The 13,117-nt window shown below is 71.0% G+C and carries 13 protein-coding genes; 8 read left to right on the forward strand and 5 right to left on the reverse strand.

Annotation, left to right across the window (positions count from 1 at the left end):
• The first annotated feature begins 6 nt into the window (after positions 1-6).
• From EVS81_RS14355 to EVS81_RS14365, 3 genes are all read left to right on the forward strand, one after another.
• The gene (locus tag EVS81_RS14355; protein ID WP_130110976.1) at positions 7-1,107 is read left to right on the forward strand and encodes an ABC transporter substrate-binding protein; all 1,101 of its coding nucleotides are present in this window, start codon (positions 7-9) and stop codon (positions 1,105-1,107) included.
• 35 nt (positions 1,108-1,142) lie between these two features.
• Positions 1,143-1,913 carry an ABC transporter permease gene (locus EVS81_RS14360; RefSeq protein WP_205879346.1) on the forward strand — a complete coding sequence of 257 codons (771 nt, stop codon included), beginning with the start codon at positions 1,143-1,145 and terminating at the stop codon, positions 1,911-1,913.
• A 77-nt stretch (positions 1,914-1,990) separates the two neighbouring features.
• A complete protein-coding gene (locus EVS81_RS14365; RefSeq protein WP_240739874.1) occupies positions 1,991-2,707 on the forward strand; it encodes an ABC transporter ATP-binding protein in 717 nt (238 codons plus the stop codon).
• 14 nt (positions 2,708-2,721) lie between these two features.
• On the opposite strand, the gene EVS81_RS14370 is transcribed toward EVS81_RS14365, so the two are convergent.
• The 3 genes from EVS81_RS14370 to EVS81_RS14380 form a co-directional block, all read right to left on the reverse strand.
• Positions 2,722-3,285 carry a hypothetical protein gene (locus EVS81_RS14370; protein ID WP_130110978.1) on the reverse strand — a complete coding sequence of 188 codons (564 nt, stop codon included), beginning with the start codon at positions 3,283-3,285 and terminating at the stop codon, positions 2,722-2,724.
• A gap of 192 nt (positions 3,286-3,477) precedes the next feature.
• Positions 3,478-3,972 (reverse strand): YbaK/EbsC family protein, encoded by a 495-nt coding sequence (locus EVS81_RS14375; RefSeq protein ID WP_130110979.1) that lies wholly within the window; start codon positions 3,970-3,972, stop codon positions 3,478-3,480.
• A 58-nt stretch (positions 3,973-4,030) separates the two neighbouring features.
• On the reverse strand, positions 4,031-5,128 hold the full coding sequence (locus EVS81_RS14380) for a DNA alkylation repair protein (protein WP_130110980.1): 1,098 nt from the start codon (positions 5,126-5,128) through the stop codon (positions 4,031-4,033).
• A 178-nt stretch (positions 5,129-5,306) separates the two neighbouring features.
• On the opposite strand from EVS81_RS14380, the gene EVS81_RS14385 reads away from it, so the two are divergent.
• The 3 genes from EVS81_RS14385 to EVS81_RS14395 all read left to right on the forward strand — a co-directional run bounded on the left by EVS81_RS14385 (position 5,307) and on the right by EVS81_RS14395 (position 8,416).
• A complete protein-coding gene (locus tag EVS81_RS14385; RefSeq protein ID WP_130110981.1) occupies positions 5,307-5,582 on the forward strand; it encodes a hypothetical protein in 276 nt (91 codons plus the stop codon).
• 188 nt (positions 5,583-5,770) lie between these two features.
• Positions 5,771-6,793: a YihY/virulence factor BrkB family protein gene (locus EVS81_RS14390; protein WP_130110982.1), complete on the forward strand. Its 1,023-nt coding sequence runs from the start codon at positions 5,771-5,773 to the stop codon at positions 6,791-6,793.
• Positions 6,794-6,976: 183 nt separating this feature from the next.
• Positions 6,977-8,416: a dipeptidase gene (locus EVS81_RS14395; RefSeq protein WP_130110983.1), complete on the forward strand. Its 1,440-nt coding sequence runs from the start codon at positions 6,977-6,979 to the stop codon at positions 8,414-8,416.
• A gap of 43 nt (positions 8,417-8,459) precedes the next feature.
• Here the strand turns inward: EVS81_RS14395 and mscL are convergent, their stop codons facing one another.
• Entirely contained in the window at positions 8,460-8,879 is a 420-nt protein-coding gene (mscL, locus tag EVS81_RS14400) for a large-conductance mechanosensitive channel protein MscL (RefSeq protein ID WP_130110984.1), read from the reverse strand.
• A 73-nt stretch (positions 8,880-8,952) separates the two neighbouring features.
• Entirely contained in the window at positions 8,953-9,831 is an 879-nt protein-coding gene (locus EVS81_RS14405; protein WP_130110985.1) for a DUF4190 domain-containing protein, read from the reverse strand.
• Between the two features lie 168 nt (positions 9,832-9,999).
• On the opposite strand from EVS81_RS14405, the gene guaB1 reads away from it, so the two are divergent.
• Positions 10,000-11,526 carry a GMP reductase gene (gene guaB1, locus EVS81_RS14410; RefSeq protein WP_130110986.1) on the forward strand — a complete coding sequence of 509 codons (1,527 nt, stop codon included), beginning with the start codon at positions 10,000-10,002 and terminating at the stop codon, positions 11,524-11,526.
• A 116-nt stretch (positions 11,527-11,642) separates the two neighbouring features.
• Positions 11,643-13,073 (forward strand): threonine synthase, encoded by a 1,431-nt coding sequence (gene thrC / locus EVS81_RS14415; protein WP_130110987.1) that lies wholly within the window; start codon positions 11,643-11,645, stop codon positions 13,071-13,073.
• The last annotated feature ends 44 nt before the right edge of the window (positions 13,074-13,117 follow it).

Here is a 13,117-nt window from a genome sequence, read left to right on the forward strand (position 1 = left end):
GCTTCAATGCGCCACCACATCATCACCCATGCCCGTACCGCTCATCAGGCCGGTACCGGCGCCCTCCGCTCCGTGCTGCGGCGCGTCGTCACCGCCGGGGCCGCGATTCTCGCCGGCAGCCTCGCGCTCACCGCGTGCGCGGGGGCGGCACCCGCCGATGACGCCGCGGCGCACGACGAGCTCACGCCCGTCAGCTTCGCGCTCGACTGGGCGCCCAACACCAACCACATCGGCGTGTATGTCGCCGACGAACTCGGCTACTTCGCCGAGGTCGGGCTCGACGTCGAGATCCTGCCGTACGGCTCCACGTCGGCCGTGCAACTGGTCTCGGCGGGCGAGGCCGACTTCGGCATCGGCGGCCAGTCCGGGGTGCAGATGGCGCGCACGGCCGGGCTCGACGTGATGTCGGTGTACCGGGTCACGCAGACCGACACCGGGAGGCTGGTGACGCTGGGGGATCGCGAGGATCTCACCCGCCCGGCCGATCTCGACGGTCTCGTCTTCGGCGGCTTCGGGGCTCCGCTCTACTCGGCGCTCGCCGCGTCGACGATCCGCGGCGACGGCGGGCAGGGCGAGTTCGAGGAGGTGGTGCTCGACACCGGCGCCTACGAGGCGCTCTCGCAGGGGCGCATCGACTTCACGCTGTCGGTGTCGACGTGGGAGGATCTGCAGACGCAGATCGACGGGCACCCCTACCGCACCTTCCGCTACCAGGACTTCGGCGTGCCCGAGCAGCAGTCCACCGGCATCGTGTCGAGCGAGTCGTACCTCGAGGCGCATTCGGAGGACGCGACCGCCTTCGTGCAGGCGGTCGCCCGCGGGTACGCCTACGCCGCCGACCACCCCGAGGAGGCCGCGGATCTGCTCATCGCAGCGAACCCCGACACGCTCGGCACCGCCGAGGAGCTCGTGCACCGCAGTGCGGAGCTGATGGCGGGCGACGGGTACCTGGTGTCGGAAGAGCGGCCGATCGGGGCCGCTGATCCAGAGGCGTGGGAGGGGTTCGGCGCATTCCTGTTCGACGGCGGGTTCCTCACGGATTCCGAGGGCCGGCCGCTTGCCGAGGAGCCCGACTGGACCGAGTACTACACCGACGAGTACCTGTGACCTGCGCACGGGGCGTCGGAGCCGGGGGAGCCGCAGTGTCGCGCATCGCACGCGGCGCGGTGCCCCCGATCCTCGCGTTCCTCGTGCTGCTCGGCCTCTGGCAGGCGGTAGCGGGCGCGGGCCTCGTGCCCGCCGACATGCTGCCCGGCCCGACCCGAATCGTCTCCGCGGGGATCGGAGAGCGCGAGGCTCTGCTGCGCCACACCGTCCCGACGCTGCTCGCAACGCTGATCGGGTTCTCGCTGTCGGTCGCGGTCGCGTTTCTCACGGCGACGCTGCTCGACTTCTGGGCGCCGCTCAGGCGGGCGCTGCTGCCGCTGCTCATCGTCAGCCAGACGCTGCCGCTCATCGCCCTCGCGCCGCTCGTGGTGCTCTGGTTCGGCTTCGGGCTGCTGCCGAAGATCCTGCTCGTCGCCTTCGTCACGTTCTTCCCGATGGTCGTGGGGTTCTTGCGGGGATTCTCGTCGGCGGATCCCGAGGCCGAGCACCTGCTGCGCTCGATGGGTGCCGGGCGCTCCACGGTGTTCCGCATGATCCGTCTGCCCGCGTCCACGCCCTCCTTCTTCGCGTCGCTGCGCATCTCGATCACCTACGCGGTGGTCGGTGCGATCTTCGCCGAGTACGCGGGCGCGGTCGCCGGGTTGGGCGTCTACATGCAGTCGGCCAAGAACGTCTTCCGCACTGACCTCGTGCTGTCGGCGGTGCTCATGAGCACGCTGCTCACGCTCGCCCTGTACGGTGCCGTAGTGCTGATCGAGCGGCGGTGCGTGCCATGGCTGCGCGTCGAGCAGGGGGCCGAGCGGTGAGCGCTGCGGGCGCTGGGGGCGCTGCGGGCGCTGGGTTGGAGGTGCGTGGAGTCGGCAAGCGTTTCGGTTCCCGGAGGGTGCTCGAACAGGTCTCCTTCGGGGTGGGGCAGGGGGAAGTCGTGGCGCTCGTCGGCGCGAGCGGCAGCGGCAAGTCGACGCTGCTCTCGATCCTCACCGGCGCCCTGCAGCCCGACGTCGGCGAGATCCGCTTCGACGGTTCGCCCGTGCTTCCCGGCAGGCGTCCCTTCGCATACATGCCGCAGCGCGACGTGCTGCTGCCGTGGCGACGCATCGTCGACAACGCGGGCATCGGACTCGAGGTCGCGGGGATTCCTCGGGGCGAGGCGCGCGAGCGAGTGGGGAGACTGCTGGAGCCGTTCGGGCTCGCGGGCACCGAGCGGATGTTCCCCCGCCAACTCTCGGGCGGCATGCGCCAGCGCGTGTCGTTCCTGCGCGCGGTGGTGCAGGAGCGTGCGATGCTGTTGCTCGACGAGCCGTTCGGGGCGCTCGACGCCATTACCCGGGACGAGCTCCAGCGCTGGCTGCTGGACATCCGGCGGGCCAATGGCTGGACCATCCTGCTCATCACCCACGACATCCGCGAGGCGGTGCGCCTGGCCGACCGGGTGCTCGTGCTCCCCAGGACGCCCGGGCCGCTGGCCGGGGAGGTGCTGGTGAGTCGGGAAATTCCGCGCCTCGACGGGTTCCTCACGGATCCGCGAGTGCCGGTGCTGGAGGAACGGCTGCACGGACTGCTCGTCGCGGCATCCACGCGGGGCGGGGGCGGTCCCTGATCCTCTGCGAGAAGTCAGCGCGTCACGAGCCGTGGCGGTCGTGACGGCCCTTCGAGCCGCGCGATGGCGATCTTGATGTCGGTCACGTCCTCGTGCATGGCGTCGATCCGCTGGGTGAGCTTGACGTCGACCGCGTCGATCTTCAGAACCAGGGTGTCAACGCGTTGTCCGAGCCGGGCCTCGACGGTGTCGACCTTGAGGTCCACGGCATCGATCCGCCGGGTGAGTCGGGCATCGAGGTCGCTGATCTGTCCGGTGAGTCGGGCATCGAGGTCGCTGATCTGTCCGGTGAGTCGGGCATCGAGCTCACTGATCTGTCCGGTGAGTCTGGTGTCGAGGTCGCCGATCTGCCCGGTGAGCTTGGTGTCGAGGTCGCCGATCTGCCCGGTGAGCTTGGTGTCGAGGTCGCCGATCTGCCCGGTGAGCTTGGTGTCGAGCGCGCTGGTCTGCCCGGCGAGCCTCATCTCGACCGCGTCGATGCGTCGCACCACCCACGCCAGGCCCGCGGCCGCTCCGCCGCCGAGGGTGATCAGCAGGCCGAGTGCGCTCAGGACGACGGTGAGTGTCTCGGGCGACATGCGCAGCACTCCTGCCTGTTCCGGGGGTCGAATGGCTGTGGGTATGACTGTACGTCACGCGCAGCATCTCCGGGGAGGCGCGACAAGAACTGTGGACAGCGGGCGGCAGCGCGCTCCTTGTGAGCGAAGCGCCGCGGGTGCGAGGGGCGGAGCGCGCGCTGCGCGACGCGCCGGTCCGCGCCGCACCCGGTGCTACGAGTCCTGCGTCTCGCGCCATCCCACGGTGACGTCGACCCAGCCCTCGGCCCCGCTCAGCGACTCGAGCGCTTCGACGGGCACCAGCACCGCCGACGTCGCGGTGCCCGCGGCCGGGAAGACGATGTCGAATCGGCGCAGCGACTCGTCGAGGAAGACGCGGGTGCCGTCGGGGTTGGCGAACGGGCAGACTCCGCCGATCGGGTGCCCGGTCAGCGCCGCCACATCATCGCCCTGCAGCATGCGCGGCTTCCCTCCGAAGCGGCGCTTGAACATGCCGCTGTTCACCTTCGCATCGCCGGCCGCCACCACGAGCACGGCCCGCTCGGGCGCGTCGGGGTCGTGGAAGCCGAGGGTCTTCGCGATCCGCTCCGGCTCCGTGCCCACCTTCTCGGCGGCCAGCTCGACCGTGGCGCTCGACTCGGCGAACTCGAGGATCTCTCCCGACCATCCGCGTCCGGAGAGGTGCTCGCGTACCCGTGCGGTTCCCATTCGACGTCCATTCTGCAGTGATGCGATGCGACCGGGCTCCAGACTACCGGCGCCGTGCTCAGGCCAGCACGGTGAAGTCGGCGCGCTCGTGGCGCACACCGTTGACCTGCAGCGCGATCCCGTACGCCCCGGTGAAGTAGCGGCGCGTGGTGATGGGGCGGAACGAGTGCGCAGCCTCGACCGACGTGCGCTCGCCCGGCCCGACATCGCGCCGCGCGAGCTTGAACACCTTCGTCCGCTCCTCGCCCCGGGCGCCGGGGAAGAAGAGCACGTAGTCGACCATGAGCGCAGCGGGGCCATCGCCCGGGTTCTCGATCGTGGCGCCGAAGCGGACGGTGCCGCCGGCCTCCACCCGATCGGGCGACACATAGAGGGGGGACACGGTCACGTGCGCCGGCGGGAAGCCGAGCAGGGTGAGCGCTTCCGGATCCCCGCGTTTCACGAGCGTGCGCAGGGCGTGCCGCGCGGTACGGGGCGTGTGCTCGCCCCCGCGTCGCTGCCACCCGCGCACGGTGTCGAGTGCGAAGGCGGTGTGGGCGCGGCTGTGGTCGTTGAGGTGGTTGGCGACGGAGCGGCGCACCGAATCAGACGGGTCGTCGAAGAGGGCGTCGAGGATCGGCCGGCTCGGCGCAGGGTCGGCCACGAGCGCCGGGATCCGCTCGCCCCAGGGCAGCAGAGGGCGGCTGCCCTCCGAGGCGAGACGGCGCACGTTCCAGTCGTCCTCCCGCGTCCACTCTGCCAGGTGGTCGAGCGCTCGATCCAGATCGTGCAGCAGCAGCGGGCGGATCGCGAACTCCGAGGTGAATCGCGGCGTCAGCTCGCGCAGCACCGACATCGCATCGTCGAAGGCGGCCCGCGAGTCCTCGTGCACGGCGCGCCGCGCCACCGACAGCCCCACCGGCCAGAGCAGCCACCCCTTGAAGCCAGGGTGCGGCATCGCCGAGCGCACCACCTCGGCGAGCGCCGCGTGGTCGCCGGCAACATCCTCGAGGATCCCGCCTGCAAGCGCTCGTGCCCGCCCGCTCAGCGTCAGCGCGTCCAGTGCGTCCGCAGCGCCACGGGTCGCTCGCATCGGGTTGCCGGGGACAGCATCGCCGAGCGCCTCGAGCAGCGTCTCCGTGGCGGCACTCCCCAGGAGCTCATCCGTCATCGACATGCGGCCCTCCATCCCGCACACAGCATACGGTCCCCACCCACACTTCGCGCGTCAGTAGATGTCGTCAAAACTGAGAATTCATGACAACTACTGACGCGCGTAGATGGGAGGCGCGGGCTCGGGTCGGATGCGACCGCTGGGCACCCAGCGGTTGATCCGCGATCGCCCCGGCAGTAGATTGCTGCGTACCACCCGCTGGAAGAACGAGTACCGACAGGCCGAACGACAGGGGGAGATCATGACACCGGATCGCATCGAGCCGAGCGCCGAGGCCTCGGAGGCAGACATTCTGGACCAGCTGACCGCGGCGGATCCGACCGACGAGGATCCGGATCCGGCGCCGCTCGCCGCCGCGAGACAGCCGGTGAGCGAGGCCGATTGGGCCGAGCAGCAGCGGCCGGTGCCGCTCGACACCGAACTCGACGCGGATGAAGCGGACGACGCGGACGCCTGACCAGGGGGTCATCGCGCGGGAGCGCGAGGCGCAGGCGGGGCCGGGAAGTCCCGGATGTCCGGCAGGGCCCGGATGTCTGGCACGGCCCGGATGGCCCGAAGTGCCGGGCCGGATCCGCTCACATAGCCGATCGCGGCGCCGAACGAAAGGCCTCGCAGGCCAGGGCGAAGCGTCACTAGGGTGGAGGCATGGCGAGCGAGGAGACGACGGGCCCGGCCGGTGCGGTGCAGCGACTCATCGCGCGCGCACTCCAGCTGCGTCTCGTGCGCGCGTACCTGCGCTACTCCGAGCACCGCGGCGCGATGCTCGCCGACAGCATCACCTACCGTGCGCTGTTCAGCCTCTTCGCCGCGGTGCTGCTCGGCTTCTCGCTCGCGGCGCTGTGGCTCGCCGGCAATCCGGAGGCCATGCGCGCGCTCACCGACGCGCTCAGCACCGCCGTGCCGGGAATCACCGACGTCGTCGACCCGACGAAGATCGACGCGCCCGCCGGGTTCACCGTCGTGGGGACGATCTCGCTCCTGGGGCTCGTCGGAGCGGCGATCAGCGCGATCGGCAGCCTGCGCACCGCGCTGCGGGTGCTCGCCGACGAATTGCACGACGACGGCTTCTTCCTCTGGGTGGTGCTGCGCAATCTGCTGGTCGCCGCAGCGTTCGGCGGGCTGCTGGTGCTCGCCGCCGTGCTGAGCGTCGCGGGCTCGTTCGGCATCTCGGCCGTCGCGTCGTGGCTGGGGCTCGGTTCGATCGGGGGAGTCGCCGACGCGCTCACGCGCGGATTCGGCATCGTCGTCGTGTTCGTGATCGACGCACTGGCCCTGGCGCTCGTGTTCCGGCTGCTCTCCGGAGTCGCGGCGCCCGCCCGCGCCCTGTGGAGCGGTGCGATCCTCGGGGGTATCGGACTCACCGTGCTCCAGGAGCTCTCGGGGCTGTTCGTGCGGGGCGCGACCTCGAACCCGCTGCTGGCCACGTTTGCCGCGCTCATCGCCCTGCTGCTGTGGGTCAATCTCTCGGCGCAGGTGATCCTGCTGGCGAGCAGCTACATCATCACGGCCACGGCGGAGGCGAAGGACCGGGTCCGTGAGCGCTACGGCGCCGAGACGCTCGCGCAGCACCGGCGCCGGCGCGCCGAGGACGTGCTGCACGCGGCGACGAGGGAGTTGCGGGCCGCGGAGGCTGCAGAGTCCGAGGAGCGCGACACGGCGCGGTCGTGAGGCGTTGCGAAATCGGTCGGGACTCGCCGATCGTCGCGAATGCCGTCGCGTACGCCGTCGCTCACACGGCCGCCCCCCACCGCCGCCACCCGGCCCCGGATCGGCCTCGGATCGTCCCCGATAGGCTGAGCGCGGGATCGGGCCCGGACGGGCCCCATGACTCGTGCACGTAAAGGAGTACACATGGCCGAGCAGGCGGAGCAGAGCGATGGGACTGCGGCGCGCGAGGAGGCGCTCCGCACCGAGGTGGCGGGGCAGTTCGACCGCACGATGGACGACCTGGCGCGCCTCGTACGCATCCCCTCGGTGTCGTGGCCCGCATTCGATCCCGAGCACGTCACCGCGAGCGCCGAGGCGATCGCCGGGCTGCTGCGCGAGACGGGCATCTTCGACGTGGTCGACATTCGCCGCGCACCCGTCGCCGGCGCGGAGGGGAGTGACGACCCAGAACTCGGCCATCCCGCAGTAGTGGCCCGCCGCGAGCCCCGCAGCGGCCGCCCCACGGTGCTGCTCTACGCCCATCACGACGTGCAACCTCCCGGCAAGGACGCCGACTGGGATACGCCGCCCTTCGAGCCGACGCTGCGGGGCGGGCGCCTCTACGGGCGAGGCGCGGCCGACGACAAGGCCGGGGTGATGGCCCACCTCGGCGCGGTCCGGGCACTCGCCGCCACGGCGCAGGCCGAAGGCCGCGAACTCGACCTGGGCATCGCGCTCTTCATCGAGGGCGAGGAGGAGTGGGCCTCGCAGTCCTTCGGCAACTTCCTGCGCGAGAACCGGGATCTGCTCGCCGCCGACGCGATCATCGTCGCCGACTCGGGCAACTGGGATGCGCAGACCCCGGCGCTCACGGTCGCGCTGCGCGGGGCCGTCGCCTTCAACCTGCGTGTCGACACGCTCGCCCATGCCTCGCACTCGGGCATGTTCGGCGGCGCGGTGCCCGACGCCATGCTCGCGACCGTGCGCCTGCTCGACACGCTCTGGGACGCCGACGGCGCGGTAGCGGTCGAGGGGCTGCGCTCCGTCGAGCTGCCGTCGCCCGAGTACGACGAGGATCGTCTGCGGCAGGAGGCCGGTCTGCTCGACGGTGTTAGCCCGATCGGTCGCGGCGAGATCCTCTCCCGCATCTGGGCGCAGCCCGCCATCTCGATCACCGGCATCGACGCCCCCGACGTCGCCAACGCCTCGAACACCCTGATCCCGAGCGCGCGCGTGCGGGTGAGCGCCCGGATCGCTCCCGGTCAGGAGCCGGAGGAGGCCTTCGACGCGATCAAGGCGCACCTGCTTGCCCGTGCGCCGTTCGGGGCCCGTCTGACGTTCGAGGACGAGGGGCTGGGCCAGGCGTTCCTGGTCGACACGAGCGGCTGGGCGGTCGCCGAGGTGCGTGCCGCGATGGCCGATGCCTGGGAGCGGGAACCCATCGATATGGGCGTCGGCGGCTCCATTCCGTTCATCGCCGAGCTCGTCGAGGAGTTCCCCGGAGCGCAGATCCTCGTCACGGGCGTCGAGGACCCTGACGGCCGCGCGCACAGCCCCAACGAGTCGCTGCACGTCGAGTCATTCCGCAAGTCGGTGCTCACGGAGGCGCTCTTCCTGTCGCGTCTCGACGGACGGGGGCAGTAGGGCGAGGCACAGCGGTGGCTTACCCTTACGGGCGCCGCCGAGCTCAGTGCTTGTGGGGCGGCTCCGGCTGCGCGCCGCCGCCGCCCGTCTGCGCCTGCAGCAGGTCCCGGATCTCCGTGAGCAGTTCCTGCTCGGTCGGCACGGGCGGCTCACCGCTCTCGGGCGCGGGCTTGCGCAGACGGTTCATCGGCATGACGAAGACGAAGTAGACGACTGCGGCGACGATTACGAAGTTGATGATCGCTCCGATCACCGCCCCCAGCGCGATCGTGCCGCCTCCCGGAAGGCTGATCTGCAGCGCTCCGTCGAGCGAGTCGGCTCGGAACACCATGCCGATGATCGGGTTGATGAGCGAATCGACGACCCGCTCGACCACCGAGTTGAATGCGGCACCGATGACCACGGCGACCGCAAGATCGACGACGTTTCCGCGGAGCAGGAACTCCTTGAACCCCTTGAACATGTGCACTCCCTCTATACACTTCTTCCTGGCGGCGCCGACGAGCGACTGCAGGTGGTTCGGACGGTCGAACAGCCTACAGACAAGCCAGCCCGTCGGCCATCGCGGCCTCGAAGTAGTCGTTCATCAACGCTTCGATATCGCCGTTCTCATCGGCGAGCGGGTTCTGCACATACGCGTAGAAGCGCTGGTAGACGCTCTGATTGGGGCTCTCGATCTCGGCGAGCTTGCGGAACGCCTCGAGCGCCTGCGCGTCCGCCGTGCCGTCAGAAGCGCCGTAGTCGCTGAGCTCCGTGAACACGGCGCAGAATTCGGCTGAGCGCTCGTCCCCGCCCGCCGAGTCCGAGCCGTCGAGGAACTCGTCGGGCAGCGCCGTGCCGTCTTCTGCGAACTGGTCCCCGGTTCCGGGAAGCGAGTCGAGCTCTTCGAGCTGGCGCTCCAGCTGCTCGATGCTGGAGTCGCTGAGATCCGATGCGTACTTCACCGCCGCACCGGCGACGGCGATGCCCACGATGACGGCGAGAATCGTGCCCGCGAGTGCGACGTAGCCGATGATCGTGCCGGCGAGCGCGAAGCCCCGGCCGCGTTCACCCCTCCTCTTGATCTGGCTGAGGGCGATGTGGCCGCAGATGATGCCCACCAGGCTCACGAAGAACGAGCCGATGAACGAAACGAGCGCCAGCGCGTTGAGGGGCGCCTGCGGGGCGCCGACGGGCTGGGGATATGCGTTCGGCGGGCCCGCGACGGGCGGCTGGGGCGGTGCGCCGCCCACCGGGGGCGCCGCCGCGAAGCCGGGCTGCTGGCCGGGCTGGGGCGCTGGGGGCACCGCTGCTGCGTGGGGCGCGTGCGGTTGCGCCTGCGCGGGCTGCGTCGGCTGCGCGGGCTGCGTCGACGGGAGGGGGGTCGTCGGCTGCTCGGGCGTCTCGCTGTTGCCGGGGTTGGTCGGATCGGACATGGCCGGTGCTCCTCGCTGCTTCCTATCGGCGTCCCGGGCAGGCACCCGCTGGGGCGCTGCGTCCGGGCGCTGCTCCACGCGCGACTCATGAATGACCCCCGCGCTGACATCCTATGGGAATCTCGGGATTCAGCGGGGAGAACGCTCGGGTGGCGGTAGCGTAGGGGTATGGAGTTCATCGGCGCGATGCCCGCGGTAGACCTCACGTATTCCGACGTCTTCCTGGTGCCACGGCACTCGGACGTGGGCAGCCGGCTCGGCGTCGATCTCGCGCCGACCGACCATACGCCCGCGACGCTGCCGCTCGTCGCGGCCAATATGAACTCGGTCACCGGGCCGCGCCTGGCCGCGGTCCTCGCGCGCAGAGGCGGTCTTGCGGTGCTGCCGCAGGATCTCTCCGCCGACGCGGCCGCACGCGCCATCCGTTGGATCAAGGCTCAGCCGACCGCCGTCGACACACCGATCGTGCTGCCGACGGACGCGACCGCTGACGACGGCCTGCGGCTGATCCCCCGCGCCGACGGGCAGGTGATCGTGGTCGTCGACGGGGGACAGGGCGGCTCAGCACCCGCGGAAGCGGACGAGCCGATCCTCGCCTCCGCGATCAGAGGTGTGCTCTCCGCGACCCGCCTCGCCTCGGTGCCGCCCGATGCGCGGCTGGGCGACCTCGTGCACGGACCGGCTCCGGTGCTCGGCGCGGGCGAGGTCGAGGATCCCCGCGCGGCGTTCGACACCGTTGCCGCGCTCACCGGCGCGGCGATGACCGGCCAGGGGGCGGGGGTCGCTCACGGGGTGGAGGCCGTCTGCGTCGTATCGGAAGGGGTGCTCGTCGGCACGCTCTCAGCGCGTTCGGCGCTGCGACGCTCCATCTACCGGCCGGCGGTCGATGGCGACGGCCGGTTGGCTGTGGCGGCGGCGGTCGGCATCACCGGCGACGCCGTCGCGCGGGCGCGCGAGCTCGCGGCCGCCGGCGCCGATGTGCTGGTGGTCGACACCGCGCACGGCCACCAGGCGGGCATGCTGCGTACCCTGCGCGCGATCTCGGCGCTGCGCCTCGGACTGCCGATCGTCGCCGGCAACATCGTGACCGCCGACGGTGCGGGGGATCTCGTCGCCGCGGGGGCGTCGATCCTCAAGGTGGGCGTCGGGCCGGGCGCGATGTGCACGACGCGCATGATGACGGCGGTCGGACGGCCGCAGTTCTCGGCGGTGCTCGAGACGGCGCAGGCGGCGCGCGAGCTCGGCGCGCACGTGTGGGCGGATGGCGGCGTGCGCTATCCGCGCGATGTGGCGCTCGCGCTCGCGGCGGGCGCTGCGTCGGTGATGATCGGCTCGTGGTTCGCGGGCACCGCGGAGTCTCCCGGCGAGCTGCGCACCGACGAGCAGGGGCGGCAGTTCAAGGAGTCGTGGGGGATGGCGTCGACCAAGGCGGTGCAGGGCCGCTTCGGGGAGCTCGACGCCTACGAGCGGGCGCGCAAGGAGCTCTTCGCCGAGGGGATCTCCTCCTCGAAGATCTACCTCGACCCGCAGCGGCCGGGCGTGGAGGACCTGATCGACATGATCACCTCGGGCGTGCGCTCGTCGTTCACCTACGCCGGCGCCCAGAACCTGCGGGAGTTCCACGTGCGCGCCCGCGTCGGGCTGCAGTCGGCGGCCGGATACGAGGAGGGCAAGGCGCTGCCGGTCTCCTGGTAGTCCCGCGCCGTGTCGGCCCGTGCCCCGGCCGCACCGCCGGGGCGGGGCCGTGCGCGGATGGGCGGCGCGACAACGCCGAATAGAATGGTCGGGTTGGCCTCGACGAAGGAGCATCGGTGAAGTACATCTCGACCCGCGGCGGCATGGAGCCGGCACCCTACAGCGAGATCCTCCTGGAGGGGCTCGCCACCGACGGCGGGCTGGTGGTGCCCGAGGCGGTACCGCGGGTGTCGGCGCAGCAGCTCGAGTCCTGGCGCACGCTCGCCTATCCCGAGCTCGCGGCCGAGGTGCTCGCTCTCTTCGCCACGGACATCCCGCGTGATGAGCTCGCCGCCATGTGCCGTGCCGCCTACAGCGCTGAGAACTTCGTGGCCGAGGAGGTCGTCCCGATCACGGCGCTCGAGCCCGGGATCTCGCTCGTCGGCCTCTCGGAGGGCCCGACCCTCGCGTTCAAGGACATGGCGATGCAGTTCCTCGGCCAGTCGCTCGAGTACGTGCTGGCCCGCAGCGACCGCGCGCTCAACGTCATCGGCGCCACGTCGGGCGACACGGGATCTGCCGCCGAGTACGCCCTGCGCGGCAAAGACGGCATTGCGGTGTTCATGCTCTCGCCGCAGGGGCGCATGAGCGACTTCCAGCGCGCTCAGATGTACTCGCTCCTCGACGACAACATCCACAACATCGCGGTCGAGGGCGTCTTCGACGACTGCCAGAACCTCATGAAGGCGCTGTTCGAGGATCTCGAGTTCAAGCGCGCCCACCATCTCGGCGCGGTGAACTCGGTCAACCTCGGCCGCGTCAGCGCGCAGTCCGTCTACTACTTCTGGGCGTGGCTGCGCGCCACCGACGCTCTGCCGGAGTCGGAGCGCGCCGGCTTCGAGGTCTCCTTCACCGTGCCCTCGGGCAACTTCGGCAACATCCTGTCCGGCTACACCGCGAAGACGATGGGCGTGCCGATCCGCCGCCTGGTGCTCGCGGCCAACGAGAACAACGTGCTCGACGAGTTCTTCCGCACCGGCGTCTACGCGCCGCGCAGTGCGGCCGACACGCACGCGACGTCGAGCCCGTCCATGGACATCTCCAAGGCCTCCAACCTCGAGCGCTTCGTGTTCGAGGTGCTGGGCCGGGATCCCGAGCGGCTCGCGGCGGCCTGGACCGAGCTCGCGCAGACGGGTCGGATCGACCTGTCCTCCGAGCAGCCGCGATTCGAGTCGGAGTTCGGGTTCCTGAGCGGGGCGAGCACGCACGCGGACCGCGTGGCCACGATCCGCTCGGTCTTCGAGCGCAGCGGCGTCGTCATCGATCCGCACACGGCGGACGGCGTGAAGGTGGCGCGGGAGCACGTCGAGCCCGGAGTGCCGATGCTCGTGCTCGAGACCGCGAAGCCCGCGAAGTTTCCCGAGATCGTGTTCGAGGCGACGGGCGAGCGCATCGGCATCCCCGAGCACCTCGCGGGCCTCCTCGAGCGGCCGCAGCGGGTCACCGAGATGGCCGACGACGAGGCGGAGCTGCGCGCGTTCATCGCGGCTCGCGCGGTGCAGCGCTAAGCATCGGCGCCGTCCGCGTCGGCGGCCCGATCACCGACCGGCCG

The sequence above is a fragment of the Leucobacter triazinivorans genome, from assembly GCF_004208635.1.
GTDB lineage: Bacteria > Actinomycetota > Actinomycetes > Actinomycetales > Microbacteriaceae > Leucobacter > Leucobacter triazinivorans.

Bases quoted from the DNA above. Each gene is read 5' to 3' on its own strand.
- EVS81_RS14355 (WP_130110976.1), top strand. From the start codon at position 7: ATGCGCCACCACATCATCACCCATGCCCGTACCGCTCATCAGGCCGGT.
- EVS81_RS14370 (WP_130110978.1), bottom strand. From the start codon at position 3,285: ATGTCGCCCGAGACACTCACCGTCGTCCTGAGCGCACTCGGCCTGCTG.
- EVS81_RS14375 (WP_130110979.1), bottom strand. From the start codon at position 3,972: ATGGGAACCGCACGGGTACGCGAGCACCTCTCCGGACGCGGATGGTCG.
- EVS81_RS14380 (WP_130110980.1), bottom strand. From the start codon at position 5,128: ATGTCGATGACGGATGAGCTCCTGGGGAGTGCCGCCACGGAGACGCTG.
- EVS81_RS14390 (WP_130110982.1), top strand. From the start codon at position 5,771: ATGGCGAGCGAGGAGACGACGGGCCCGGCCGGTGCGGTGCAGCGACTC.
- EVS81_RS14395 (WP_130110983.1), top strand. From the start codon at position 6,977: ATGGCCGAGCAGGCGGAGCAGAGCGATGGGACTGCGGCGCGCGAGGAG.
- mscL (WP_130110984.1), bottom strand. From the start codon at position 8,879: ATGTTCAAGGGGTTCAAGGAGTTCCTGCTCCGCGGAAACGTCGTCGAT.
- EVS81_RS14405 (WP_130110985.1), bottom strand. From the start codon at position 9,831: ATGTCCGATCCGACCAACCCCGGCAACAGCGAGACGCCCGAGCAGCCG.
- guaB1 (WP_130110986.1), top strand. From the start codon at position 10,000: ATGGAGTTCATCGGCGCGATGCCCGCGGTAGACCTCACGTATTCCGAC.